The sequence below is a fragment of the Agromyces sp. CF514 genome, assembly GCF_900113185.1.
In the GTDB taxonomy this organism is placed as follows: domain Bacteria; phylum Actinomycetota; class Actinomycetes; order Actinomycetales; family Microbacteriaceae; genus Agromyces.
Genome location: NZ_FOZD01000001.1, coordinates 2,245,797 through 2,271,393, shown reverse-complemented (window position 1 = coordinate 2,271,393; position 25,597 = coordinate 2,245,797). Strand labels below are relative to the sequence as shown.

The following is a 25,597-nucleotide window of genomic DNA, read 5'->3' as shown; positions in this document are numbered from 1 at the left end:
GGGATCGCCCGGCGATCCGCCCGGCCGGCGCTACGCCTTGAGCGTCCAGGGCTTGCGACGCACGAGCACGTGCCCTCGACGCGAACTGAGTCGGGTCCACGGGCCCGTCTCGAAGAGTTTGACCTCGTCTTCGCCGAGGAAGCCGAGGCTGAACGCCGCGAACGCCGCACCGGTCGGCAGGTACTCGAGGCCTTCGACACCGCGTCCCCACACCTCGGAGCGCACACGCTGCACGAGCTGCTCCCCCGTGCCCGCCGGAATGGCGGCGGCGACCTCGTCGATGCCGGCGCGTGCCGCGGACTCGAGTGTCGCGGCATCCGTCGCTCCGAGAGGGCGCCAACCGCCACGGGGCGGCGAGATGCCCGCCCACGTCACCGTGTTGACCTCTGGCGGGCGCGACATGGTCACCGGTCGCGACTCGTCGTCTTCGCCGAGGTCGCCGCGGGCGCGCACGATGCGGTCGACGAGCGAGCGCATGGGCACCACCGAGTCGAAGTCCTCGGTGTCGACGAGCGAGAAGGTTCGCAGGCCGAGCACCGTCGGGCTCTCGTCGAGGATGCCGCGCGGATACAGGATCGCCGTGTACACCGCGAGGATGCCGGAGCCGGCGATGAGTCGTACCGACCCGTCTTCGACCCGACCCGCGCGTTGCAGGTAGGTGTGCAGGTCGCCGAGCGAGAGGCTGTCGGCAAGCGTGAATTGAGAGACCATCTGCTGTCTAAACTACCAAGTGCGCGCCCGCGTGCGGTTCGTACGCGCGCGCCGGATGCCGCGGACGGCCCTCGAGCGACTTCGGAGACTTCATGAACGGACCCATCGACGGCCTGCTGAGCACGCTTCGGCTGACCAACACCGGCGCGCGCACGACTGAAGACATCTTCACCGGGCCGTCGCAGTGGATGCCGCTCGGCCGCGTCTTCGGCGGACAGGTGCTCGCGCAGTCCCTCATCGCGGCGATGCACACCGTCGATGAAGCTCGCGTGCTGCACTCGATGCACGGCTACTTCCTGCGCCCCGGCGACGTCGACCACCCGATCACGTTCTCGGTCGATCGGCTGCACGACGGGCGATCGTTCTCGACGCGCCGCACGCACGCCTTCCAGAATGGCGAGCCGATCCTCTCGCTCATCGCGTCGTTCCAGACTGAAGACGAGGGCGTCGAGCACCAGGTCGACATGCCGACCGACATCCCCGACCCCGAGACCCTGCCCTCGACGGCCGACCTGATCGGCCACCTCGACAACGCCATGGCGCAGTTCTGGTCGTCCGAGCGCGCGTTCGACGTGCGGCACATCCCCTCGCCGATCTACCTCAGCGTCGAGGGCGAGCGCGTGCCGCGTCAGGCCGTGTGGATGAAGGCCGTCGGCCGCCTGCCCGACGACCCGAAGCAGCACCGCGCCGCGCTCGCGTATGCGAGCGACTACTCGATCCTCGAGCCCGTGCTGCGTGCACACGGAACTCCCTGGGCGACGCCGGGCCTGCGCGTCGCGAGCCTCGACCACGCCATGTGGTGGCACCGCGACGCCCGCGTCGACGAGTGGCTGCTCTACGTGCAGGAGTCGCCGTCGGCGCAAGGCGGCCGCGGCCTCGCGATCGGCCGCATCTACACGCGCGAGGGCGTGCTCGTGGCGAGCGTCGCGCAGGAGGGCATGGTTCGGGTGCCCGGCGCGCACTGACCCCGACCTGCGGATGCCGCGGCGACCGCGGCGCCCATGATCCTCCAGGAGGCGCGTCGACGGAGGGCGCCTGCGGCACGCGTGGCGCGCGCCTCTCGCGCCCGGCGCGGTTCCGTTCCAGAATGGCTGGTGTGCGCGGTCGCGCGCGACGCGGAGCGAACGAGGAGATCTCATGGCTGATGTCACCCAACCGGCTCGACGCACGATCCTCACCCTCGGGGCGACCGGGGCCTTCGGCGGCGCACTCGTGCTCGCCGGATGCTCGCCGTCGTCACCGTCGGCCTCGAACACGGCACGTCCCTCGACGTCGAGCACGCCCGAGGTGACCAACGAGCCGCCGGTCGAGTCGGCGGGCCCAGACCAACCGGCGACCGGCGAGGACATCGCCGCCCTCGCCGACGTGCCGGTGGGAGGGAGTATCGACGCGACGATCGACGGGGCGCCCGCGCTCGTGTCCCAGCCGACCGAGGGCGCGGTCGTCGCGTTCAGCGCGATCTGCACGCACCAGGGCTGCATCGTCGCGGCGGCGGGTGCCGAGTTCGACTGCCCGTGCCACGGGTCGCGCTACGACGCCGCGACCGGCGAGGTGCTGAGCGGTCCGGCGATCGACCCGCTGGCACCCATCGCGGTCGCCGTCTCGGGCGACCGCATCGTCGCGGCCTCCTGAGAGCGAAGACGTGGACTACGTCTTCCAGGGCCTCCCGCTGCACGTGCTGCTCGTGCACGCGATGGTCATCGCCGTGCCGCTCGTCGCCGTGCTGCTCGTCGTGCTCGCGGCATGGCCCGGTGCCAGACGCGTGCTGTGGATTCCGACGCTCATCGCCGCCGCACTGCTCGTGCCGCTCGGACTGGTGACGATCGAGGCCGGCAAGTGGTTGCGGGACCGGGTGCCCGACGCACCCCTCATCCAAGCGCACACCTCATTGGGCGAGAGCATCGTGCCGTGGCTGTACGCCGTGCTGGGCATCGCCGTGCTGGTGGCCGCTTGGCAGGTCGTCACCGTGGTCGCCCGGCGACGCGGCGCGGATTCCGAGCACGCGGTGGGCGCTCGACGCACCACCGCGGTCGTCGTCGGGATCGTGCTCACGCTCGCCGCGGCCGCCGTCGCGGCGGGTGCGATCTGGACGGTCGTGCAGATCGGCGAATCGGGCAGCCGTGCCGTCTGGCAGGGATCGTTCAGCGACACGCCCCTCGAGCGCTGACGCGCCCTGCGGCCGATCACCGCCGACGGAAGGCGATCGGCTCCTCGAGATACGGGGTCCAGGCTTCGCGCTCCACCTCGGTGATGCGACGCGGACGCTCGGTCGCCGCGTCGACGAGCACGATCGTGGTCGCGGCCCGCGTGTGCAGCACGCGCGGATCGACGCCGGCCGGCGAGTACACCTCGTAGCAGACCTCGAGGCTCGCACCGCCGAGGTTGCCGATCCACAGCTCGATGTCGAGCGGGAGCCGCTGGTACGGGATCGGCGCGAGGTACTCGACCTCCTGTCGCGCGATCAGCGAGAGCGTGCTCGACCCCGGGGTGGCGTCGAGCACGGCCGTCGACGCGCCGACGGCGTGCTCGACGGTACCGTCGTCGTTCACCCAGAACGCCTGGATGCGAGCCTCCTCGAGGAGGCTCAGCATCCGGGCGTTGTTGACGTGCCCGTACGCGTCGAGATCGCTCCACCGCAACGGGGTGGGCACGTGCAGGCGCATGATCAGTCGCGCGTGAGCTTGCGGTACGCGGAGCGGTGCGGCTTCGCGGCGTCGGGGCCGAGTCGCTCGACCTTGTTCGCCTCGTACGACTCGAAGTTGCCCTCGAACCAGTGCCAGTACGACGGGTTCTCGTCGGTGCCCTCGTACGCGAGGATGTGCGTCGCGATGCGGTCGAGGAACCACCGGTCGTGGGTGATGACCACAGCGCAGCCGGGGAACTCGAGCAGCGCGTTCTCGAGGCTCGACAGCGTCTCGACGTCGAGGTCGTTCGTCGGCTCGTCGAGCAGCAGCAGGTTGCCGCCCTGCTTGAGCGTGAGCGCGAGGTTCAGACGGTTGCGCTCACCGCCCGAGAGGATGCCCGCCCGCTTCTGCTGGTCGGGGCCCTTGAAGCCGAAGGTCGAGACGTAGGCACGGCTCGGGACCTCGGTCTTGCCGACCTGGATGTAGTCGAGTCCGTCGGAGACGACCTCCCACAGCGTCTTGTTCGGGTCGATGCCGCCGCGCGACTGGTCGACGTACGAGATCTTCACGGTCTCGCCGATCTTGACGTTGCCGGCGTCGCTCGGCTCGAGCCCGACGATCGTCTTGAACAGCGTGGTCTTACCCACGCCGTTGGGGCCGATGATGCCGACGATGCCGTTGCGCGGCAGCGAGAAGCTGAGCCCGTCGATGAGCGTGCGGTCGCCGAAGCCCTTCTTCAGGTTCTTGACCTCGAGCACGATGTCGCCGAGACGCGGACCCGCGGGGATCTGGATCTCCTCGAAGTCGAGCTTCCGCGTGCGCTCCGCCTCGGCCGCCATCTCCTCGTAGCGCGCGAGACGGGCCTTGGACTTCGCCTGACGGCCCTTCGCGTTCGAGCGGACCCAGTCGAGCTCCTCGGAGAGGCGCTTGGCGAGCTTGGCGTCCTTCTTGCCCTGGACGGTGAGTCGCTCCTGCTTCTTCTCGAGGTAGGTCGAGTAGTTGCCCTCGTAGGGGTAGAGGCGTCCGCGGTCGACCTCGCAGATCCACTCGGCCACGTGGTCGAGGAAGTACCGGTCGTGGGTCACGGCGAGCACGGCGCCGGGGTACTTGGCGAGGTGCTGCTCGAGCCAGAGCACGCTCTCGGCGTCGAGGTGGTTGGTGGGCTCGTCGAGCAGCAGCAGGTCGGGCTTCTGGAGCAGCAGCTTGCAGAGGGCGACGCGGCGCTTCTCACCGCCGGAGAGCACCGAGATCTGCTCGTCGCCTGGTGGGCAGCGCAGGGCGTCCATCGCCTGCTCGAGCTGGGCGTCGAGGTCCCACGCGTCGGCCGCGTCGATGGCCTCCTGCAGCACGCCCATCTCGGCGAGCAGCGCATCGAAGTCGGCGTCGGGCTCGGCCATGGCCAGGCCGATCTCGTTGAAGCGGTCGAGCTTCGCCTTGATCGGGCCGACGCCCTCCTGCACGTTCTCGAGCACCGTCTTGGTCTCGTCGAGGACCGGCTCCTGCATCAGGATGCCGACCGAGTAGCCGGGGGTGAGCTTGGCCTCGCCGTTGGACGGCTGGTCGAGCCCGGCCATGATCTTCAGGATCGTGGACTTACCGGCACCGTTCGGGCCGACGACGCCGATCTTGGCCCCTGGGAGGAACGCCATCGTCACGTCGTCGAGAATGACCTTGTCGCCGACCGCCTTGCGGGCGCGCACCATCGAGTAAATGTAATCCGCCATGTCGCCTACCAGTCTATGGGTCGTGTCTGCCCGACGAGACAGCCGCCGGTGCCGAGCGCGGGCTGGACGACTCCGTGGTAGCCGCCCGACTTCGGACCGTACTGCCCGACCAGGCACTCGTCGTTGAAGGCGACCGCGAACTGCACGGAGTCGGCGGGCTCGCCGAGCGAGGTCTGGTCCGAGGTGACCTGCATCGCCGCCTTGTCGAATCCGGCGGCCACGAGCGCGTCGATGAAGTCGCGACCCGCAGCGGCCCCGTTCGCGGCGACGACCTTCTGGTTGACCTGGTCGAAGTACGGGAGGTTGTCGGCGGCCGGGAGATCGGGGTGCAGCCCGACGGGCTCCGCGGTCGCCTCACCGCTCGGTTGGGGGCGCGAGGTCGACGGCGAGGGCGTCGGCTCGGGCGACGGCGTGCCGGTGCACCCGGTCAGGACGGCGACGAACAACGCGGCCCCGGCGATCGCCAGGGCCGCGGAAGCGCTGTGCCGTGCCATCGTTCCCCCATCGAGATGCCTCGGATGCATCCGAAGGCGAGTCTAGGCGGTGCGGGCTTCGGGACGAGGTCAGAACGGGAGCGCTGCGGTGTGATCGTCGAGGATGCGCTCGCCGTCCGACGCGTCGGCGAGCCCCTCTGCGGAGTCGTCGTCGGACGCGAACGCGGCCACGGCCCGCGCGTCGAGCTCGACCGACGGCTCGGTCGAATCGGTCGGCCAGCCGTCTGCGGTCGCAGTCGCGTCACCGGCTGCCGAGGCATCCGGTGCGCCCGACGACGCCGTCGACCGCGTCTTCGAGAGCGACGTCGTGCCCCAGGTGAGGTCGTGGCCGACCGCCTCGGCGTCGATCTCGATCGCCGTGCCGGCCTTCTCGCCGCTCTCCCACGAGCGCAGCCGCAGCCGCCCGTGCACGACGACGCGATCGCCGCGCCGGATCGAGGCCGAGGCGTTCTTCGCGAGCTGGCGGAACGTCGAGACGGTGTACCAGTTGGTGTCGCCGTCCTCCCAGGTTCCCTTCGCCCGGTCGTAGACGCGCCGGGTCGAGGCGAGGCGGAACGAGGTGATCGTGAGGCCCTGGGGCGTCGTGTGCACGCGCGGGTCGCTGCCCACGGCGCCGATCACGGTGATGTTGTCGGTCATGTGTCTGCTCCTTGTGGTTGCTGCCGACATGGTCGGCTCCGGTGTCGTTGCCGCGGCATCCGGCGCCTCGTGCCGTTTCAGCACCGGATGCCGCGTGCCCCGACTCTCCTCGCTCCAGGGCGACGCGCCCCGGCCCGCGGGCCGGTCGGTGCGGAGCCGCTCGTGCCGGCCCGCCGGGGAGGACGAGTCGGCGCCGCCGCTCGTCGGACGCTCGCAATAGAGTCGACGCATGACCTTCCTGGCAGACCCGACGCGCTACGACGACATGCAGTACAACCGAATCGGCCGCAGCGGACTCAAGCTCCCGGCCCTCTCGCTCGGCCTCTGGCACAACTTCGGGCACGACCGTCCGCTCGACACCCAGCGCGCGATCGTCCGCCGCGCATTCGACCTCGGAATCACGCACTTCGACCTCGCGAACAACTACGGACCGCCCTACGGCAGCGCCGAGGAGAACTTCGGCCGCATCCTCGCGACCGACCTCGCCCCGTATCGAGACGAGATCATCGTCTCGTCGAAGGCCGGCTACGACATGTGGCCCGGCCCCTACGGCGACCACGGCTCCCGCAAGTACCTGCTCGCCTCGCTCGACCAGAGCCTCGGGCGCCTCGGCCTCGACTACGTCGACATCTTCTACTCGCACCGGCCCGACCCCGAGACCCCGATCGAGGAGACCATGGGCGCGCTCGTCTCGGCGGTGCGCCAGGGCAAGGCCCTCTACGTCGGCATCTCGAACTACTCGCCCGAGCAGACCGCCGCGGCGGCCGCGGCGCTCGCGGCCGAGGGCGTGCCGCTGCTCATCCACCAGCCGCGCTACTCGATGTTCGACCGCCACATCGAAGAGGGGCTCTTCCCGGTGCTCGAAGAGGTCGGGGCCGCGAGCATCGTCTTCTCGCCGCTCGCACAGGGCCTGCTCACCGACCGATACCTGTCGGGCGACGTGCCCGCAGACTCGCGTGCGGCGACCAGCCGGTTCCTCTCGCCCGACCGCATCAGTGCCGAATACCTCGAGCGCGTGCGCGGGCTCGCGACCATCGCCGAGGAGCGCGGGCAGAGCATCGCGCAGCTCGCCCTCTCGTGGGTGCTCCGCCAGCCGCTCGTCGCGAGCGCGCTCATCGGCGCGTCGAGCGTCGCACAGCTCGAGCAGAACGTCGCCGCCCTCGACGCGCCGCCGCTCACCGAAGACGAGATCGCACGCATCGAGCCGTTCGCCGCGCACGGCACGGTCCTCGGCTGACCCGGCTCGCCGCCTGCGGCTGAGACGGTGCGCGCGTCGGGATCGACGCGCGCACCGTCGGCACGCCGGGCGCCCTGCCGGGCGCATGCCGTGCCAGCGGTTAGCCTTCGCTCATGCAGTGGTGGAACGATCTCATCTCATGGCTCACGTCGAGCGAAGCGGAACCGATCATCTTCGCGGCCGGAGTGCTCTTCGTCGCGGTCGTGGTCGCGGCATTGCTCGGCGCGTGGATCGCGACGGGCGCCGTGCGCCGGATCGTCGATCAGCGCGACCGCGAACTGAAGACCGCCGCGATCGCCGCACTCGTCGACGCCGCGACCGAGGCGTCCGTGTGGAACTCGCTCACACCGCAGGAGCAGGTGCTGGCCGACCGCACCGTCGGCCAGGCCGACATCCACGTGCGGCTTCTGCCCATCCGCGGTTCGGATGTCGCGGCGAACTGGGCGGCGCACCAGCTCCACGAGCTGAAGCGCGCGTCGGCGACGTTCGGCTACCAGCTCGACCCCGCGGTCGCCGAGTTCCGCGACCGCCTGCTCGACTGGCAGCGCCACCCCTCGCGGGCGCGCAAGCAGTTCCAGAACGACCTCGCGCGTTGGCGCGCACAGCGCCAGGATCCTGAGCAGACCGAACTCGAGGCGCAGGACACCTGGGTCGCGGAACAGCACCACGAGCGCTACCGCTCGGCCACCGAGATCGCGACCCCTGCCGAGCCCGCACGCGACACCGCACCCACGCCGACCCAGTCCGCGACGCAGCCCGTGGCCCAGCCGCTGGACGACGCCCGCGCCTGACCGGACCCGCGCCTGCGTGACGCCCCGCCCGCTCAGGGCGGGGCGTCACGCGTTTCCAACGATGCCGGTCAACGCCACCAGTCGTCGAACATCGACACCGGCACGGTGCGCTTGTGCCTGGTCTGCAGGAACCTGGCCTCGATGCGCTCGGCGATGTCGGGGGCGATCTCCTCGCCCTCGAGGAAGGCGTCGATGTCGGCATAGCCGAGTCCGAGGTTCGCCTCGTCGGCCTGACCCGGATCGCCGTCGAGCAGATCGGCCGTCGGGGTCTTCAGGTACAACCGGTCGGGCGCGCCGAGGTACTGCAGGAGTGCGCGGCCCTGTCGTTTCGTGAGGCCCGTGAGCGGCAGCACGTCGGCTCCCCCGTCGCCGAACTTGGTGAAGAACCCGGTCACCGCCTCGGCAGCATGATCGGTGCCGACCACGAGCAGGCCGGACTCCCCCGCGAGCGCGTACTGGGCCACCATGCGCATGCGCGCCTTGACGTTGCCCTTGCCGAAGTCGCTGATCGGCTGCCCTGCGGCATCCGAGAAGTCCTCGGCGAGTCCGTCGACGCCGTGTCGGACGTTGAAGACGACGGTCTCCTGCGGCTCGATGAACTCGAGCGCCAGCGCGGCATCCGCCTCGTCGTGCTGCACGCCGTACGGGAGCCGCACGGCGATGAACCTCGCCGGCAGGCCCTCGGCGACGAGCTCGTCAACGGCGATGCGGCAGAGCCGACCCGCGAGCGAGGAGTCCTGGCCGCCGGAGATGCCGAGCACGAGCCCGGAGGCCCCGGTGACGCGCAGGTAGTCCTTCAGGAACTCGACCCGAGCGCGCACCTCTTCGGCGGGCTCGACGACGGGCTTGACGTTGAGTTCGGCGATGATGCTCGCCTGCAGGTCTCGCATGCGACGACGATACCGCCCACGTGTTTCGCCCGGACTACGGAGGGGCGCCCCGAGCGGTAGCATCGGCCCCGGGGTGCGCGCTCGCCGCACGGGGGCGAGGAGAGTGGTTCGTGGAGATCTCGATCGGCACCATGGTGCTCATCCCGTTGGTCGCGGTCACGGCGCCGCTGCTGGTGCGGGCCGTCGGGCACTGGGTGGCCGTGCCGCTGGTGGTCTTCGAAATCGTGCTCGGGATCCTGCTCGGACCCTCGGTGCTCGGGTGGATCCAGCCCGACGACTTCGTCAAGCTGCTCTCCGACCTCGGCCTGGCCATGCTCTTCTTCCTCGCGGGAAACGAGATCGACTTCCGCACGATCCGGGGTCGTCCGCTGACGCGGGCCGGCGTCGGTTGGCTCGTCTCGCTCGCCGCGGGGTTCGGCATCGCGGTGCTCTTCGCGCCGGACATCCCCTCGGCCGCGTTCGTCGGCATCGCGCTGACCTCGACCGCGCTCGGCACGATCATGCCGATCCTCCGCGACGCGGGCGACCTGAAGACGCCGTTCGGGATCTCGGTCATCGCGCTCGGGGCCATCGGCGAGTTCGGCCCGCTGCTCGCGATCTCGCTCTTCCTCACGGGGCGCACGCCCGCGCTCGCGGCGATCGTGCTCCTCGTCTTCGCACTCATCGCCGGTCTCGCGATCTACATGGCGGCGAAGGGCCACGGCAAGCGGCTGCACGTGGTCATCACCGCGACGATGCACACGAGCGCCCAGTTCGGCGTACGCCTCGTGATGCTCGTGCTCATCGCCCTGCTCGCGCTCAGCATCGTGCTGGACCTCGACATGCTGCTCGGCGCGTTCACCGCGGGAGTGCTCTACCGCGTGCTCCTGTCGGGAGCACCCGAGCGCGACCACGACCTGCTCGAGATCAAGGTCGAGGCGCTCGGCTACGGATTCCTCGTGCCCGTGTTCTTCATCATGACGGGCGTGACGTTCGACCTCGGAGCGCTCGCGAACCCCGCGACGCTGGCACTGGTCCCCGTGTTCGTGGGGTTGCTGCTCGTCGTGCGCGGCATCCCGTCGATGCTCGCGGCCCCCGCAGGATCCGACCGCTGGACGGTGGCCGCGACCGCGCTGTTCGGTGCGACGGGCCTCCCGATCATCGTCGCGGTGACCGGAATCGGCGTCGACACCGGCGACATCTCGACGGGCACCGCGGCTGCCCTCGTCGGGGCCGGCATGATCTCGGTGCTCCTGTTCCCGCTCATCGGCCTCGCGCTCAGGAAACGTGCTCCGGATGCCGCCGGGAGACCCGTCGACGACGACACCGAGGTGCCCATCGAAGGCTGAGCCCCTGAAGCCCGGTAAGCTTGGCGAACCGGCCCCCGTAGCTCAGCGGATAGAGCAGCAGCCTTCTAATCTGACGGTCGCAGGTTCGATTCCTGCCGGGGGCACACCGATCAGTCACCACTTGTCGCACCAGCCCGAACCCGCCCCGCGGGTTCGGGCTGTGCTGCACCGACCGGCAGCGACGCCACCGATCGGCCCCCGAGTCCGTCGGTCCGCCACGACCGGGCCGCTTGCGGGCCGAGCCGTCCCTCTGGCGCCAGCGGTCGCAGACGAGCATGCTGATTCCGGCGGCACCGGCATCCACGTCGCTCGGACACGTGACCGGTGATCGCACGGGGAGGTCTCGATGGGAACGCTCGACGTGCTCTTCGTCAGCGCGGACATCGGCGGGAACGTCCCGCCGACGATCGCGGTCGCCCGCGAACTCGCGGCACGGGGGCACCGGGTCACGATCGCCGGGCTGAGCCCCCGCCGCGGCGACGACTGGCCGGACGCGATCGGCACCGTGCCGATCCGCGCCCTCGCCGGGCTCGACGTCACACGGCCGGCGGGGCCTGCGGGGCATGCGCCGGCCCTCGGCCGAATGGCCCTGGGGCGCTCGGTCGCCCGTGAGGTGCGCGCGCTCCTCAGCGCGCACTCCGCCGACGCGGTCGTCATCGACGGCACCATGCTCGGCTCGATGCGCGAGTCGATCCGTGCTGGGCGCCCGACGGCCGCGCTCTTCCACTCGTTCGGGGCGTTCTGGAGCGACGGGTTGGGGAACCCGGCGGTCAACGCGGCGCTCCGCCCCGTCGGGCTGGCCCCACGCCGGCTGCTGGACCGCGTGGACGCCCTCCTGCTGCCGCCCGACCCGGCCCTGGACCCCGCGCACGGCACCGACATCCGGTTCGCGTTCGACTGGCTCGGCACGACCGAGCACGGGGCGCCTCCGGCCCCTCGATCCGACGATGCCCCGCGGCTCGTGCTCGTGAGCCTCAGCTCCGCCTGGCAGCGCAGGCAGGGGACGTGTACCGGAGGATCATCGCCGCGCTCGGCACGCTCGCCGACCAGCGGCCCGGGGTGGGGGCGATCGTCACGACCGGCGGCGCCGCCGTCGACGGCGAACTCGCCGCGCTCCCGAACGTCGAGATCCGCGGCCGCGCACCGCACGCCGAGATCATGCCGCACGCGGACCTCGTGATCGGCCACGGCGGCCACTCCACCACGATGCGCGCGCTCGCGCACGGAGTCCCGATCCTGGTGCTCCCGCTCGATCCGACCTCGGATCAGCGGATGACCGGCGGAATCGTCGAGCGAGCCGGCATCGGGCGGACGCTCCCCCGCGATGCGTCGGCCGAGACGCTGCGCGACGCCATCACCGCGATGCTGTCGGATCCCGACCTCCGCGCCCGCGCCGCCCGCACGGGCGAGCGGCTCCGGGGCCAGCACGGCGCGACCCTCGGGGCGGAGCGCGTCGAGGCCATCGCCACCCGACCGTGACCGGCACGGACCGGCACGCGACATCCGCTCGTGTCGGAGCTCACCGGTAGACTCGCGGGCATGGCAACTGCGAGCGACCGTCTGGTCTGGATCGACTGCGAGATGACCGGCCTCGACCTCGAAGTCGACGAACTCGTCGAGATCGCCGTCGTGATCACGGACTACGACCTGAACCCCGTCGACGAGGGGCTCGACATCGTCATCCGCCCCGACGCGAGCGCACTCGAGAACATGGGCGAGTTCGTGCGCAACATGCACACCGAATCCGGCCTGATCGAAGAGATCCCGAACGGCGTGAGCGTCGCCGACGCCGAGTACCAGGTGCTCGAGTACGTGCTCAAGCACATCCCCGAAGAGCAGAAGGCGCCGCTCGCAGGCAACTCGATCGGCACTGATCGCGCATTCCTCGCGCGGTACATGCCCCGCCTCGACGGGCACCTGCACTACCGCAACGTCGACGTGTCCTCCATCAAGGAGCTCGCACGACGCTGGTATCCGCGGGCGTACTTCCAGTCGCCTGCGAAGAACGGCGGGCATCGCGCCCTCGCCGACATCCTCGAATCGATCCGCGAACTGCGGTACTACCGCCGTGCGGTCTTCGTGGCCGACCCAGGGCCGACGAGCGCCGAGCTGCACGACATCGCCGAGGCCGTCGTGAACGAATTCGACGCAAAGGTGTAGTAAGCTCGTTGAGTTGCCTGATCGCGAGACGAACAGGCGCATGGTGGGTATAGCTCAGTTGGTAGAGCGCCTGGTTGTGGTCCAGGAGGTCGCGGGTTCAAGCCCCGTTACTCACCCCACGTATATACTGGCCTGTAGGCCCATTAATACAGCGAACACTACATCGCACACTACATCGGGCCTCAGGAGGTTCCGATGAGTACTTCAGTCGCCGAGCGAACGGTCATCGCGGAGATCATTCACCGCTACCCGGAGCCCGATCAGGTGATCTACCACCTTCGCGAGGGCTACTCGGTCAACGAGTTCCAGCCCGTGAAATGCGGTGGCGGGATCAACATGCACGGTTCGCCCACCAAGGTTCCGGTGTCTGACGTCTGCCCCGACTGCCTCAGCGGTCGACGGACGATGTAGCGATGCCTAAGGCGCGTCCGTTCAAGCTCAAGTCGGGCGAAGTCGTCTGGCGGATTCAGTTCCGCATCGACGGCAAGGTCAAGACCGAGACTCTGCCCGACAAGGGAGCCGCCGACCAGTTCGCAGCATGGGTGGGCAAATACGGTGGGAAAGCCGCGCGCGAACTCCTCGCCAAACGTGACGCATCCGGGCACCAGATCCCCACCCTCGCCGAATGGACAGCAACCTACCTATCCCCCGAATCAGGCATCCTCACAGGCATCCAACCCGGCACCAGGCGCGGCTACGAACGCATGACTAACGCGTTCCTCCCCCTTCTCGGCGACCACCCCATCGACGCCATCACACGAGACGACATCGGCCAATGGGTGCACTGGGTCGAACAGCAACCATCAGGCTCGCGCAAAGGGCAGACTGTCGCACCAAAGACGGTCGCGAACTATCGTGCGCTCCTGTCCAACATCTTCACTGCCGCGAAGGAACGCAAACTCATCAGCGACAACCCCGTGTCCGGTGTGCGCATCACCAGGGGGCAGTCACGTGAGGGAGTGTTCCTCACACGCGACGAATTCGACGTCATCCTCGAGCACGTCCCCAACCACTACAAGCCGCTCGTCATCTTCATGGCAAACACCGGATGCCGTTGGGGTGAAGCGACCGCGCTGACATGGTCCGACATTGACCGCTCCAAGCGAACCCCAACCGTGTCGATCAACAAGGCATGGAAGAAGGGTGTCGATGGTGTGCCCGTTCTGGGTGTGCCGAAGTCCGCGAAAGGTCGCAGGTCCATCCCGCTCCCCCAAGAGGTAGTAGATAGCCTTCCGCCGCGTCAGGGTGGAGACCAGCTCGTGTTCCACGGTGTCGAGGGTGGACGCCTCTGGTACGGCATGTTCAACACGCGCATCTGGAAACGTGCCGTCGAGAAAGCCAACGTCGGCAAGACACCCAACATTCACGACCTGCGCCACACGTACGCGTCGTGGCTGCTCGCAGCCGGCGCACCCCTAAACGCCGTTCAGAACAAGCTCGGGCACGAGAAGATCGACACCACGATCAGCGTGTACGGTCACCTCGCACCCGGTGTCGATGAAGACATTGTGCGCGTGCTCGATGCCATGAACCGACAGCGCCGCGCGATCGAGGCTTAGTCCCCGTTCCCGTTCCCGTTCCTCGCTTTCCATGCACGGTCGGCTTTGATGAGTCCGGGTTCGGTCATACCCAGAATCTGTGCAATCTCACGCCATGTCACGTTCTCGCGTCGTGCCCTATGGACGAGTTCAGCACGCCGATCCTTGAGAGTGTTTTGCAATTCGGCTAGCTGCTCGAGCTCGTCTCTAATCCCCACAAACGGCCAGCCTATTGGGACGCCTGAGTTCATTAATCGGGTTGCTGAACTGGGTTTAATCCCTTAACGCAGAAAAGCCCCCGCCCCACCCTGAGGGTGAGACGGGAGCCGTCCTCTTAACTGATGATGCGTGCCCGTGGGGACATCGCCCACACGTTGCCTTTGAGCGTGTAGTCGTAGTCGCCGGGGCTGAGTAGACCAACCTCGACGACGTTGGCGGACGAGTTGTACACGAGGGGTGTCGACGGTGATGCTGCTGTGCCTGATAGCCGGAACTCGCCCTGGATGACAATGTTCTTCCCACCCGTGACGTGGATGACACCGAGCGAAGTCGTGCCGGGGTTGTTCATCTGCCCCTTGAACGTGCACCCAATGATCTGCACGTTGTTGCCCGCGGTGATGCGAATGTTTGCGCCCGCGGTGGGTGCACCGTCTGGGGCGTCGAACTGGGTGCCCATGACGTGCAGGTCGTTGCCACCCTCGATGGAGAGTTGGTACGAGTTGCCGCGGGCGCTGATCATCGCGTTGCCGATGTACGACTTCTGCATGATCGACCGAATGTACGGTTTCCCCGATGCAGCCCACGCTGCGGTCGAGTTGTCGAGTAGTGCGTGCCCGCCGGCGAAGATGTTGTTTTCTGACCCGCCGATGAAGAACGTCGAGTCCGCAACGGCCTGCGCATGGAACTCACCACGAACCGTGCACCCGGTCATGAAGCCCCAGAAGAACGTGTCAAACCCGACAACACCGCAGTCAATGATGGAGAAGTACCAGGCACGCTTCCCGGAGCTTGCGGCGTAGTTCAGCGGGTCAACTTTCTCGAACACGTGACGGCCAGCACCGCCACGGAACTCGAGACCCTGCACGATGACGTCCCGCGGGGAACCGTCTGACGGGTACCCCTGCCCTGACTGGGTGCCGGTGTAGGCGAACACAGCAGTACCGGATGCGCCCTGCCAGTTGATGACGGTGCCGCGCCCGAACTCTCGTGTGGGGAGGCCGGCTGAACCGCGCAACCGGAGACCGGACCACAACTGGATGGGGACGCTGATGTTGTATTGGCGTAGGGCGAACTCGAACACCGTCTTGCCGCTGTTCGCCTGATTCGACTGCGCGAGGGCGTTGAGGGCGGTGATTCTTTCGTTGTCCGTCGTGCCGAGCGTGTCGACAAGGACCGTCGTCCCTGCACCACCAGCACCGGGCGCACCGGGTTCGCCGTCTTTGCCGGGTTCTCCGGGATCACCCTTGTCTCCCTTGTCACCCTTGGCGCCGTCGATACCGTTGCGTCCCGGCAGGCCAGGGGCACCGTCCTTACCGTCGATACCGTCGCGTGCTACCGGGAGTGCTTCGATCTTCGCGTCGACCTCTTCGGACGTGTAATAGCTGATAGGCATGAGACTCCTAAACCACCTTGAAAGGGCCGTCAACGACCAGAAAAACGTCCTCAGGAACATCAGTCACCCGCGCCCAGCAGTAATACGTGCCCGCCGACTGGGGGGCATCAACAAGGAGTTTGAGCAACCGGTCAGCGGTTGTCGCACCCTGCACGTTCACGTCCGGCGCAACCCATGATGCGGGCGGTGTCGAACCAGACTGGGAAAGCCCAACCAGGAACGTTGCCCCAGTGATATCGGACCCGTCCTGTGCGGTGACCGTGCCGCCCACATACTCCTTCTCACCAGCAGTGACGTAGATGGTCGCGTTGCGGGTCATAGTTCCTCCGTGGTCCAACGGTCGGGCAGCGGGGATGCTGTGAGTTGTGCGGTGAGCGGTGTTGGTGTGAACCGTTGCTCGAGTTGTGTGGGCAACCATTGGTCGGTGAGTGGTGTGGCCTCGAGTGTGAGGTCACGCATCTCGCCAACAGATGCAGACGCGGTGAGTGTGACGGTTGCCGTCTGTGTTGCGCCGGCCCGTGATGTGAGGGCTGCACCGGCAGTGAGCGTCACCGTTGCGGCGAGTGTGCCTGCACCTTGTGTGGTGCGGGTGGCGGCTGCTGTTCGGGTGGTGGTGACAGTCGTTGTAGCGTCACCGAACGTGACCCTCGACGCTGCTGCCGTCCTGCCAGCCGTCACCGTTGTTGAAGCCGCGCCAGTAGTCGTCCGTGATGCCGCAGAGGTTTGAGTGCTCGTGACATTGAGTGAAGCATCCGCCGTCACAGAGGATCCGCCACCAGTAACAGTCGCGTCGGCTGTGAGCGTCACCGTCGCAGTGGTGGACGCTCCCCCACTGGTCGTGCGGGTTGCTGAACCTGTGACGGATGCTGTGACGGTGGTCGAGCTCGCACCGGTCGTGTTGCGTGTAGCGGCAGAAGTTGCGGAGACTGCGACGCTGGTTGATGCGTCACCCGTGCGCCCGTTCGACGCACCAGCGCTTGCCGTGGCTGTGACCGTCGTGGAGGTGTCACCGGTCGTCGTCCGTGCTGCATCACCAGTCAGTGACGCCGTGACCGTTGTGGACGCGTCGCCGGTCCATGCCGTAGACACCGGCCCCAGGAATGTGGTTGCGGTGTCCGAGACTGCAATGTCGTCGATGTAGTAAGTGGCAACCTGTGCACCGTTCGACGCTTTACCGAACCGGTGGTTGACGACTGTGGCGGTGAACGTGGAGGTGCCCGACGACGACTCAACCGCAGTGGACGAGTCGCCAAGGTAGTAGGCGAAGGCCCACGCACCCGTCGTCGTGTTCACCGTGTACTCGACCCGGTACCACGTCGACGTCGACAACGCTGATGCGGCGGTGAACACGGTGCCGGCGTTCGCCAATCGCAGGTTCCCGGTTGACGTGATCTGTGCCTGCGCAATGTTCGCATTCGCGGCAGTCAACGCCTGAGCAACAGCCGTCGTCGTCGTAAACGCGGTCGACGTGTACAGGTAGAACCTGACCGCTGTTGTGGCCGACGACGTTTGCGCGAGTGGCGCAATGGTGAACTGGGATGCGGCTGTTACGAACCGGTACGACAGCGACCCGTGAGCTGCAACCGTGTTCGAGAACACGAACGTCGACCCGGCACCGATCGTCGGTGTACCGAACGCAGTACCCGACGCGCCACCCGAGTTCGCTGCACTGACCGTGGTGCCGTTGGTGCCGCCTTCTGCGTTGTTCGTGACGACGGCCATCGGTTACCCCCTGCTTATGCTGCGAGCGGTGTGAGCGCGAACCCGAGGGTGGTGAAGGTGAGCGTGTCACCATTCACGACCGCCTTCGAGGACGACAGCGCGGCAGTCCACAAACAGTTGCCTGCCGAAACGTTGTCCCAGATTGAGACGTGCGACACGGTCTCGGTGGTCGTCATCGAGAACGCCGGCGAATTCGTCAACGCCACAGCACCCGCAGACGGTGCACCCAACGTTGCAGCCTGACGCGTCGTCACAGCAGCAGCATTAGCCGTACCAGCCGACCCAGGATCACCAACATGCAGTTTGATGTAGATCGCTGCGGGGGCCGTGTACGAGGTTCCCGCACCGCCACCACGGATCGTGTTCAACCACGAGTTCGTCAACCCAACAAGTCCAACAGTCATTCGTCTACCTCTTCCTCAATGTGGGTGACTTCCGCATCAGCGGTAAACGTCAACACGAACTCATTCATCAGATGGCCCCTCAATGTCGTGGTGGTCAAACACTGGTTCCCGCCTCGCCATCCAAAGAAGCGAGGCGGGAACCCTCTGCCTACGCGTCACCCGTGTTGCCCGCGACCCGGACACCCGTCAACGTCGCCCCCGTTGTGGTGACCGTAGCGAGTTGCGTCGGGGAACCCTGCAAGTCGTAGATGTCATTGTTTTGGATTCGACCACCCTCGACAGTGGTGCCCGACTCTACGAGGATCCCCGACCGATCGCCCGACACAGCACCAGTGCCGTTAGCCACAATCTGGTTGCCGTGGATAGCCGGGTACCTGATCTTGAACGTTGCGGCCGAAACAAGCCTCACCCCGGAACGCCCATTGGCTCGAATCTGGTTCCCGTGGACGACCACACCGTCGATGTGTACGCCACCTGCCGAGTTGATGGAAACACCCCACGACTTGTTCTCGAAGATTTGGTTTCCCTCGATGATGGTGTGCAGGTTCGACCGCAGGTTAGTGAACGATGACGTCGGGGTGTAGATCGTGATTCCGATTCCGTCTGTAGAGCCCGGACCCGTGCACCCCCTGACTATGTTGTTGGCGATGATGGTGTGGAGTCCGGGGTACGCGGCCGAGAGTGTCGTCTTAGCTAGACGGATTCCCCGCGAACATCCAACGATCGTGTTTCCCTGGATCAGTGTCCCGGTCGAACCAGTGTCGCTGATGCCGTAGTACATACCGATCACGACGTTGTTCAGGATCCGGTACCCGGTGACGCCAAGATCGGGGTCGGCGCCCGTCTGTGCCTCTGTGAAGATGCCGTTGTGCCCCGGCCCGTTCGCACCTGACGTTTGTGTTCCGATGATCACGTTGTTCATGATCAACGTCGGTTCTGTCGAGCCGGTCCCCTTCGTACCCGCACCAATCCCGGAGCCGCCTGGTCCGTCGTTCGGGGCGAGGCGCCCAGGGGAGATGATCACGTTATCCGCGATCACGACCTGATCATACGAATGGTCGAACGGGATGGCTGTTGCTGGGGTGTGCCATACGTTCATGCGCCGGATGGAGCAGCGCTTCACGTAGTAGATGTTCAACGGTTTGATCGCTGACCCGTAACCGGCCGTGTGGATCATCGCTTCTGCCTCAATGCCGAAGTCTGAGAAGTCGGCCCCGATCAGCGGGCTTGAGGCGTCACGTCCAGCGCATGTCAACCAGTCCGACGTTCCTGCCGTCGATGCGTCCCCTGCCCTGTCTGCCACGACATGAACCCAAGACAGTTCGCGTCCCGCACCGGCCCATGAGACATAGTTCTGCACGTTCAATGGGGCCGTGACGATAGTTCTTCCAGGCGGGATGTACACGGTTCCACCACCCGCGGTGGTCGCCGCAACCTGCGTGTTCGCGATTGCAGTGTCATCGGGTGTGCCGAAGATGCATCGGGAGCCGGTTGTTGTGGAGGTTGCGCTCGAGGCTAGCGTGGCGACACCTGATGCCACAGACAAGATGGTGCTAATCCAGACGCCATCGTTGGAGTTCGCGACGACTGGGCCAGCCCCCATGACGGCTATCGTTTTGCCGACGTCGCCGGCCACGAAGGGGCGAGCAGCTGACGAGACAGTTGCCAATCCGCTTGATGTGGCTGCGTCCGTCAAGAGGATGGCGTCCATTTTGGCGCCGTAGTCTGCAATGTTGAAGCGGCGGTTTCCGGCTGCAACACCGCCAATTTCGGCGCGCATCGAATCGGAGAACTCGACGTCCTCAGGGAGTTTAAGGCTCTCGTCTACCGCGATCATCTTCTTGTCACCGACCGGCCAGTCGGGCATCCACTGCCAGATCGCAATGTTCGGGGTTGTCGCGCTCGAGTTGCCGTAGACACCAGCGTTGGTGCCGATCTCGTAACTGACCTGTTCACCGGCGGTGAGCGTGTATGTGAGGATCTGGATCCCGTTGACGTGCAGTTTCAGGGTGTGGTTGCGGAACTCGAGGTCGACTACATCTCCGGGTTGGGCGACCTGCGTCGATGCTACGAGTGCGGTTCCGCTTCCGGGGAGTACCGTTCCGGAATGCTTCGACAGTACGTACGCGCGGGTCGTTGCGGAGAGACCCCATTTCAGCATTCGTGCGTCGCCTGTCACGAATCGTCCGCACAGGAATCCGCCGATGCCTTGGGTTGATCCGATCGACGCGAGGGTACCGATGACGGACCGGCTGATACCAACCATTGAGGCAACGTCTACATACATGGGCACGGTTGCGCCGCCCGCTGTCGGGTACATTGCGGCTCCGTCGCCGGTGACGGTGTATACGCCGACCGGTGCAGCGTCGGGCTTCACAATGATGGGCGTCGCGCCGATGGTCGTGTTTTGGCCTTCGAGGGTAGAGGAGGCGGTGTAGTGGGTTGCGTTGATTTCATATGTGATCGTTTCGGTGCCCGCTGAACCGGGGAAGTCGTAGAGTCCTCCGCCGCCGTTGAATGAACCTTCTAGGGCCGTATTGACTGCCGCCTCAGTGGTTGCCGCGAGGACGACACCTTCGGGGGTTCCGGGGTCGGCAAGATCCGCTGCGAGCCGGTTTCGCGTTTTCAGCGGCAGCCGGTACAAGGTGCTATCGGTGGACGGAATGATGTCGACCATGCGACCCCCTCAAAGTCTGTGTGTAAGTGGTTTCGTGCGTTACTTACGGGTGTTCGCAGCCGCCAACCCGCCAACGGGGATGCCCAGGTAGGCGAGGACGGCGACGGATGCTGACAGCCATGCGGGTGCTGCGATGCCGAGGTCTGCGAATGCGACTTGTGCGCCGCCTGCCGCAACCAACGCGAGGACGTAGCCGCCGTAGATGATCTTCCGTGCACGCCCTGACGAGACGATGACGCCGAGGTCGTTGACGGTGGGAACATGTGCGGGGTTCGTGTACGTGCCACCGTTGAACGTGTTCGTCGTGTTAGTCACAAGCGGGTCAAAGTCAGTCATCAGTTCAGTCCAATCAGCCAGTTCAACAACGTCGTCAACGCAGACGCACCCGCCAACGCAGCCAACACGCCGCCCCACAACTGGGCAGGCGAAACAAACCGTCGCGACTCCTGAATACGAAGCCGCGTCTCGTGATCCTCAAGGCGGGTGCCATGCTGACCCAAAACGAGGTCCACCTTCGTCTCGAGCCGTACCGCCCACGCCGGCATCGAGTCCTCCGCGTCACCCACGAACAGTCCTGTTCTTCCGCATGAGCGTCCCTCACAATCTCAGGGCTAGCCCTGTTTAATGCCCGGTCGGGCAGGTTAAACTCAGTTTCATGAGCAACAAATGGGGGCGTATCGCAGTAGCCGGGGTGGCTGTTGCAGCAACAGGGGCACTCGCAGTCGGTGGGGTGCTGTTCTTCACACCCGCCACGGCAGACAGCACCGAACCTGCACTGGTCGTTTCGTCGTACACGACCGAAACCGTGACCACTGCCGACTACCTCACCGCGGCCCGCAACGACAAAGCAGCACGTGTTGAAGCGGCCCGTGTGGCAGCCGAAGCCGAAGCGGCACGTGTCGCAGCAGAAGCAGCGGCGGCAGCACAGGCGGCAGCAGATGAAGCCGCACGTGTTGCCGCCGAACAAGCAGCCGCCGAAGCCGACACGTGGGAAGAACCCTCCGGCGACGAAACTGCTGGTGTCCCGGAACCCGAAACCCCCAGCCTCATCCCCCTGCCGTGGGTAGACCTCGGCAACGGCACCGGCTACTGGGACACCAGCGGATGCCCGACAGGTTCCGGCATGACCGGCCCTGACGGCGGGCAGTACTGCTACACCGGCTAATCAGCCTCGAGCGTTCGCACGCGGGCCGACAACTGCTGAACCGCGAGCATCAGCGTGAACAGCAGCGGGCGATCCTCGATCGACTCCGGCAGTCCCTCCGCGTCCTCACCGACCGTGTGCGCCAACCCGGACTGAGCAAACTGCTCCGCGATGCCACCCAGAACGTAGGGTGCGTCCTCGCCAAGAGCGTCAACCGCGGCGATGTAGCGGAACCACTTCACAACACCCGAGTCCACAGCGGCGACCGCATCAAAGGTTGCCTCTGATTCGTCCTGCTTGTACCGACGCGACGACGGCACATGCCCCAGCGCCCCATCCACACCCGTGACGTACACGTTGCGGTAGTCGACGGACAGAATGTTGCCGTACACGTTGCCGCCGCGAATGTACCCGGCAGCGTTCATGTCGCCGCCCGTGGTGACCGTCCCGCCGAATGAACCGGTGCCAGATGCGGTCACGTTCCCTGGTGCAATGTTCCCCGGCGACGCAACCTTCGCATCAATCTCCGACGTGTTGTACGTGAACGCGTCCACGTACGCGGCAACCAACGCCTCAACCGTCGCATCCAACTCGGCAAGCTTCGCCTGAACCTGAGCCACCAACGATGCGTTCTGTGTGCCAGACGGAATCTCCAACTCACGCAGACGCCGTTGAATCTCCCGAATGTCCTGGATAAGGACATCCAAACCGTCACCACGACCCCGCTGATAACCGCCACTCATGACGACCTCCTCGGGGCGCACTGCACACGAATCACGTCACCGATAGCGTCACCCGAAATCGCAACAATGCGGTGACGGAACGTGCCACCCTCACGGATGTACGGGTCGCCGGCAAGGTTCGACCGGACCGTCTCACCACCAGACGAGTAGTAGCCCGGTTCAACTTCTGTCAAACCGTCTGTGGTGTAGTAGTCGGTCTCAACCTCTGTCATGCCGTCGTCTGGGGCGAAGTAGTCCGATTCGGCGAGGGCGAGACCGCCTGACGGGTAAGGGTGCGTCCCGTAGGGGGCGATGTCGAGCTCGCAGTAGTCGCCCTCAAAATACGAACCAACGGACGGCGCCACCGACGTTTCAACATCAAACGACCACGTCTCAACCGGTGCGGAACCCGTGTCAACAAGCTCCCCCGCATGCCCATCCAACGTGGACTGCACAACCACGCTCGAACGTGTCGAATCCATGCCCTCATAGAGCGGGTACCCAAGCCCGGTCAGATGTGTGGACTGCAACCGTGACACCAACACTTCATCGGCGGAACGGCCACCAGTCACCCAACCCAAATCGACAAGGTCGGACGCATCCTCATCAATGTTCAGGTTCGACACGGGCGAGTCTGTGGCGGTGACATCCCACCTGTGCGTCACCGTTGATGCGAGCAACGGTTCAGCCTGTGTACCCGTCTCGAGCACCCATTCGATACCAAGACGGTCTGCTGTGAAGCGGGGCATGAACCGCACGTCCGGGCCACCCTCAACTTCCTGCAACTGCCGCAGAACGTCACCCACAACTTTGAAGTCCGACCCCTCATAGGTGCGCTCATGGATGCCAGCACGGTCAGCCTCGAACACGATGGGCAGCGCGCCACCCGGCCACGAGTGGGCCTGCTGCACTATCCGTTTCGCGATCGTCCCAAGCTCGAGGCCCGTGTACGCCGTTTTCAACGCAGGGTTCGGCATCGTCTTCCCAGACTCATCAGGATCGGGGACGGTGAAGTCCGTCAGCGGTACTGTCGCGGCCACAGGGGGAAGGATGTGGCGTCGGTCGTAGTACGACCACACACCCTTTGCCGTCAACGTCATCGTCGTACCGTCGTGCCCGTACGATCGCACCCAGATCGGGCCGGCAGCGAGGATGACGTCACCCTCAGCAACAGCCAGCACCGTCTTACCGGTCGCGGTCGTGTTCCTAGCACCCAACGCGATCACGTCAGGGTCGTTCAAATCCAGCGTGCATTCGATGTTCTCGGGACGGTTCAGCAACCGCTCCCAACGGCCTGCCATGACGGGGAGGTCGAGAATTTGTCGTCCGGTACGCAGATCAGCCAGAAACCAACGCGACATGCGGCCCCCCTCAGATAACAGTCGTTCAGCGAGTCAGTGCGGTAGCGATCCGGTCGAACTCAAGGCGAGAAACCCCGCGCACCGCTTCCTTCTCCGTCTTCCCGATCCCCTTCAACAGGGCGTTGACCTCGTTCATGGTCTGAATGTGGGAGAAGCCGGACTTGCTGCCCATCACGCCGTAGCGCGCCTTCTCACCATTCGGAACACCCGCGATTTCCTTGATGATCTGAATAGCCATCTCGTCTTCCTCCTGAATCAATTCCGCATCGAGACCGGCCACAGAACCGGACACGTACCCCTGCGCCATACGCACCAGACGGTCAAGGTCGATACCGCCAGGGCACGCAGTCGGATACGAACCGCCATCACCCTGCGCCGACCCCTCACGATGCCCACGCACCGTCGTACGGTTGATCGGGATACCCGCCCAACGCGAATCCTCCGCAATGGTCTTCGCAACCTGCTCATACGCACGATCCGAAATAGTCCAACCCGGTTCACCCGAATCGTTCGCAATCTCGAACGTCAACGACGAAGCATCCCAATCAGAATTCGACGCCGACCACGAACGGCTCTCACGCGGAACAACACCCCACACGTCACCGTTCTGCATCACCTGATAGTTCGCAGAAACCTGCTTCTTACCCGTGCGCATCAGCTCAAGCACATACGAACCACCCGTGGCGGCGTTGTGGTGAATGATCCAACCCGTGACTTTGCGGCCGAAACGCGGAGACTGGTTCGGGGAGTTCACCGACCCGGCAATAGTGCTAGCCCAAGACATGCGGCCCCCTCCTAGATTTCGTCGACGCGGTACGAGACACGCGTCGTAGCGTTCACCGCAACCGAAGCCGCAGACTGCGACTGCACACGCGGCTTAATCGCCGTCGACCCCGCAGCAACACCCGTAATGTCACGCACCGCCGTCAACGTCCCGTAAAACGGTGCAGTCGGAACAACCTGCGCAGCCACCACATAGTCGGTACCCGCAATGTTGATCACCGCCGACAACACCTGCGCCGCACCCGACGAGAACACGAACGGGATCTGCATCGACACCCGCAACGTTGTTCCGGCCGAATGCTTCACGAACGTCATATCCAACGCGTCCTTGTCGGCCGTCTGCGTGAAATCAGACGGTGTCGTCGGGTTCGTGAACGTGTTCGTCGTACCAACAGCACGGTTCCTGGTATCAGACGAACCAGCCACAACACGCCACACACCAGACACACGGTTCAGCAGCGCACCAGTGTCCAACCGCCAACCCAACGAACCGTCAGCCGGCGACCACGCATCCTGCTCAGCCTGATTCCGCAACCGCACAACACCACCAGACGACGCCGTGCACGCATACGTCTGCGTAATCACCACACCGCCACCAGTCGTCGCAGTCACACCCGTAGGCACAACCACCGTCGCCAGCTCGAGCGCACCAACCGGAATCGACGGCTTCACAGGAGAACCCGAAGGCGTACCCGTCACCACATCAATGACAGCCGTATCCGAACCATCCGACATGGGTGCGGCAGACTCGTTCTGCCGCGCATACACGACATCGATACGGGAGTTCGCAACAGGTGCCGTCGCAATCGATACAGCAACCGTGCCGTCATTCTGCATCCACAACGGGCCACCCTGACGGACCAACGCAGCCTCAAACGCAGCCACATTCACCGTCATCGGACCAGTCGAAGCAGTCGCCGTCACCAAAGCATTCGAATGCCGCGGAAACACGCCATCACGTGGCGCACCCGTCGTATCACGGGCAATCAGACCCGCAAGGTTCTTACGAAGCTCAAGCGAATCCACCTCACCACTC

General features: G+C 65.8%; 28 protein-coding genes and 2 tRNA genes. 14 read left to right on the top strand and 16 right to left on the bottom strand.

All coding sequences use genetic code 11. From position 1 onward, the window contains the following. Positions 1–30 precede the first annotated feature (30 nt). The gene (locus tag BM342_RS10125) at positions 31–711 is read right to left on the bottom strand and encodes a DUF8185 domain-containing protein (RefSeq protein WP_092965362.1); all 681 of its coding nucleotides are present in this window, start codon (positions 709–711) and stop codon (positions 31–33) included. Between the two features lie 92 nt (positions 712–803). Here BM342_RS10125 and BM342_RS10120 point away from each other — a divergent pair, with 92 nt between their 5' ends. From BM342_RS10120 to BM342_RS10110, 3 genes are all read left to right on the top strand, one after another. Then, positions 804–1,676, top strand: a complete 873-nt coding sequence (locus BM342_RS10120) for an acyl-CoA thioesterase (RefSeq protein WP_177232129.1) — start codon at positions 804–806, stop codon at positions 1,674–1,676. A 172-nt stretch (positions 1,677–1,848) separates the two neighbouring features. Next, on the top strand, positions 1,849–2,343 hold the full coding sequence (locus BM342_RS10115) for a QcrA and Rieske domain-containing protein (protein WP_092965360.1): 495 nt from the start codon (positions 1,849–1,851) through the stop codon (positions 2,341–2,343). A 10-nt stretch (positions 2,344–2,353) separates the two neighbouring features. Then, on the top strand, positions 2,354–2,878 hold the full coding sequence (locus BM342_RS10110; RefSeq protein WP_092965358.1) for a hypothetical protein: 525 nt from the start codon (positions 2,354–2,356) through the stop codon (positions 2,876–2,878). A gap of 16 nt (positions 2,879–2,894) precedes the next feature. Here BM342_RS10110 and BM342_RS10105 read toward each other — a convergent pair whose 3' ends face one another. From BM342_RS10105 to ssb, 4 genes are all read right to left on the bottom strand, one after another. Beyond that, on the bottom strand, positions 2,895–3,374 hold the full coding sequence (locus tag BM342_RS10105) for an acyl-CoA thioesterase (protein WP_092965356.1): 480 nt from the start codon (positions 3,372–3,374) through the stop codon (positions 2,895–2,897). Between the two features lie 2 nt (positions 3,375–3,376). After that, positions 3,377–5,059 carry an energy-dependent translational throttle protein EttA gene (ettA, locus tag BM342_RS10100; protein WP_092965354.1) on the bottom strand — a complete coding sequence of 561 codons (1,683 nt, stop codon included), beginning with the start codon at positions 5,057–5,059 and terminating at the stop codon, positions 3,377–3,379. 5 nt (positions 5,060–5,064) lie between these two features. After that, complete coding sequence (locus tag BM342_RS10095) at positions 5,065–5,553, bottom strand: DUF6993 domain-containing protein (RefSeq protein WP_092965352.1); 489 nt, start codon at positions 5,551–5,553, stop codon at positions 5,065–5,067. Positions 5,554–5,622: 69 nt separating this feature from the next. Next, positions 5,623–6,192 carry a single-stranded DNA-binding protein gene (gene ssb / locus BM342_RS10090; RefSeq protein ID WP_177232128.1) on the bottom strand — a complete coding sequence of 190 codons (570 nt, stop codon included), beginning with the start codon at positions 6,190–6,192 and terminating at the stop codon, positions 5,623–5,625. Positions 6,193–6,421: 229 nt separating this feature from the next. Here ssb and BM342_RS10085 point away from each other — a divergent pair, with 229 nt between their 5' ends. Together BM342_RS10085 and BM342_RS10080 are read left to right on the top strand one after the other, a co-directional pair. Further along, on the top strand, positions 6,422–7,429 hold the full coding sequence (locus tag BM342_RS10085; protein ID WP_092965349.1) for an aldo/keto reductase: 1,008 nt from the start codon (positions 6,422–6,424) through the stop codon (positions 7,427–7,429). A 113-nt stretch (positions 7,430–7,542) separates the two neighbouring features. Next, positions 7,543–8,220 carry a hypothetical protein gene (locus BM342_RS10080; RefSeq protein WP_092965347.1) on the top strand — a complete coding sequence of 226 codons (678 nt, stop codon included), beginning with the start codon at positions 7,543–7,545 and terminating at the stop codon, positions 8,218–8,220. A 68-nt stretch (positions 8,221–8,288) separates the two neighbouring features. Here the strand turns inward: BM342_RS10080 and nadE are convergent, their stop codons facing one another. Next, positions 8,289–9,110, bottom strand: a complete 822-nt coding sequence (gene nadE / locus BM342_RS10075; protein WP_092965345.1) for an ammonia-dependent NAD(+) synthetase — start codon at positions 9,108–9,110, stop codon at positions 8,289–8,291. A gap of 110 nt (positions 9,111–9,220) precedes the next feature. On the opposite strand from nadE, the gene BM342_RS10070 reads away from it, so the two are divergent. From BM342_RS10070 to BM342_RS10040, 7 genes are all read left to right on the top strand, one after another. Beyond that, a complete protein-coding gene (locus BM342_RS10070) occupies positions 9,221–10,438 on the top strand; it encodes a cation:proton antiporter (protein ID WP_092965343.1) in 1,218 nt (405 codons plus the stop codon). Between the two features lie 31 nt (positions 10,439–10,469). Beyond that, positions 10,470–10,542: transfer RNA gene (locus BM342_RS10065), tRNA-Arg, on the top strand. Positions 10,543–11,443: 901 nt separating this feature from the next. Beyond that, positions 11,444–11,917: a glycosyltransferase gene (locus BM342_RS10060; RefSeq protein ID WP_143109834.1), complete on the top strand. Its 474-nt coding sequence runs from the start codon at positions 11,444–11,446 to the stop codon at positions 11,915–11,917. A gap of 60 nt (positions 11,918–11,977) precedes the next feature. Beyond that, a complete protein-coding gene (gene orn / locus BM342_RS10055; RefSeq protein ID WP_092965338.1) occupies positions 11,978–12,598 on the top strand; it encodes an oligoribonuclease in 621 nt (206 codons plus the stop codon). Between the two features lie 43 nt (positions 12,599–12,641). Next, positions 12,642–12,717: transfer RNA gene (locus tag BM342_RS10050), tRNA-His, on the top strand. A gap of 76 nt (positions 12,718–12,793) precedes the next feature. Continuing rightward, the gene (locus tag BM342_RS10045; protein ID WP_092965336.1) at positions 12,794–13,009 is read left to right on the top strand and encodes a hypothetical protein; all 216 of its coding nucleotides are present in this window, start codon (positions 12,794–12,796) and stop codon (positions 13,007–13,009) included. 2 nt (positions 13,010–13,011) lie between these two features. Beyond that, positions 13,012–14,157, top strand: coding sequence for a tyrosine-type recombinase/integrase (locus tag BM342_RS10040; protein ID WP_092965334.1), 1,146 nt, complete (start codon positions 13,012–13,014; stop codon positions 14,155–14,157). A 313-nt stretch (positions 14,158–14,470) separates the two neighbouring features. Here BM342_RS10040 and BM342_RS10035 read toward each other — a convergent pair whose 3' ends face one another. The 3 genes from BM342_RS10035 to BM342_RS19545 are packed head-to-tail and all read right to left on the bottom strand — an operon-like array spanning position 14,471 to position 17,470. Next, on the bottom strand, positions 14,471–15,748 hold the full coding sequence (locus BM342_RS10035; protein ID WP_143109833.1) for a collagen-like protein: 1,278 nt from the start codon (positions 15,746–15,748) through the stop codon (positions 14,471–14,473). Positions 15,749–15,755: 7 nt separating this feature from the next. Then, positions 15,756–16,067: a hypothetical protein gene (locus BM342_RS19550; protein ID WP_143109832.1), complete on the bottom strand. Its 312-nt coding sequence runs from the start codon at positions 16,065–16,067 to the stop codon at positions 15,756–15,758. Continuing rightward, positions 16,064–17,470 carry a hypothetical protein gene (locus tag BM342_RS19545; protein WP_143109831.1) on the bottom strand — a complete coding sequence of 469 codons (1,407 nt, stop codon included), beginning with the start codon at positions 17,468–17,470 and terminating at the stop codon, positions 16,064–16,066. Before BM342_RS19545 ends, BM342_RS19550 begins: the two co-directional genes overlap by 4 nt. Positions 17,471–17,500: 30 nt before the next feature. Between BM342_RS19545 and BM342_RS19890 the strand changes: the two genes are divergently transcribed. Then, entirely contained in the window at positions 17,501–17,713 is a 213-nt protein-coding gene (locus BM342_RS19890) for a hypothetical protein (protein ID WP_177232127.1), read from the top strand. Between the two features lie 309 nt (positions 17,714–18,022). On the opposite strand, the gene BM342_RS10025 is transcribed toward BM342_RS19890, so the two are convergent. From BM342_RS10025 to BM342_RS10015, 3 genes are read right to left on the bottom strand one after another with little or no spacing between them, the layout of a single operon-like run. After that, positions 18,023–20,551, bottom strand: coding sequence for a right-handed parallel beta-helix repeat-containing protein (locus tag BM342_RS10025; protein WP_092965328.1), 2,529 nt, complete (start codon positions 20,549–20,551; stop codon positions 18,023–18,025). Positions 20,552–20,590: 39 nt separating this feature from the next. Continuing rightward, positions 20,591–20,887 (bottom strand): hypothetical protein, encoded by a 297-nt coding sequence (locus tag BM342_RS10020; RefSeq protein ID WP_143109830.1) that lies wholly within the window; start codon positions 20,885–20,887, stop codon positions 20,591–20,593. Beyond that, entirely contained in the window at positions 20,887–21,117 is a 231-nt protein-coding gene (locus BM342_RS10015) for a hypothetical protein (RefSeq protein WP_092965324.1), read from the bottom strand. Before BM342_RS10015 ends, BM342_RS10020 begins: the two co-directional genes overlap by 1 nt. Positions 21,118–21,206: 89 nt before the next feature. Between BM342_RS10015 and BM342_RS19540 the strand changes: the two genes are divergently transcribed. Next, positions 21,207–21,716, top strand: coding sequence for a hypothetical protein (locus BM342_RS19540; RefSeq protein ID WP_143109829.1), 510 nt, complete (start codon positions 21,207–21,209; stop codon positions 21,714–21,716). Here BM342_RS19540 and BM342_RS10010 read toward each other — a convergent pair. Genes BM342_RS10010 through BM342_RS19535 form a run of 4 tightly spaced genes read right to left on the bottom strand, consistent with a single transcriptional unit; the run spans position 21,713 to position 25,587 of the window. Then, positions 21,713–22,438, bottom strand: coding sequence for a hypothetical protein (locus tag BM342_RS10010; RefSeq protein WP_143109828.1), 726 nt, complete (start codon positions 22,436–22,438; stop codon positions 21,713–21,715). The two genes, BM342_RS19540 and BM342_RS10010, sit on opposite strands and share 4 nt — an antisense overlap. After that, positions 22,435–23,778 carry a hypothetical protein gene (locus BM342_RS10005; protein ID WP_143109827.1) on the bottom strand — a complete coding sequence of 448 codons (1,344 nt, stop codon included), beginning with the start codon at positions 23,776–23,778 and terminating at the stop codon, positions 22,435–22,437. The genes BM342_RS10010 and BM342_RS10005 overlap by 4 nt, the downstream gene beginning before the upstream one ends. Before the next feature lie 25 nt (positions 23,779–23,803). Beyond that, entirely contained in the window at positions 23,804–24,562 is a 759-nt protein-coding gene (locus tag BM342_RS10000) for a peptidoglycan recognition protein family protein (protein ID WP_092965318.1), read from the bottom strand. Between the two features lie 11 nt (positions 24,563–24,573). Then, the gene (locus tag BM342_RS19535) at positions 24,574–25,587 is read right to left on the bottom strand and encodes a hypothetical protein (RefSeq protein WP_143109826.1); all 1,014 of its coding nucleotides are present in this window, start codon (positions 25,585–25,587) and stop codon (positions 24,574–24,576) included. Positions 25,588–25,597 lie beyond the last annotated feature (10 nt).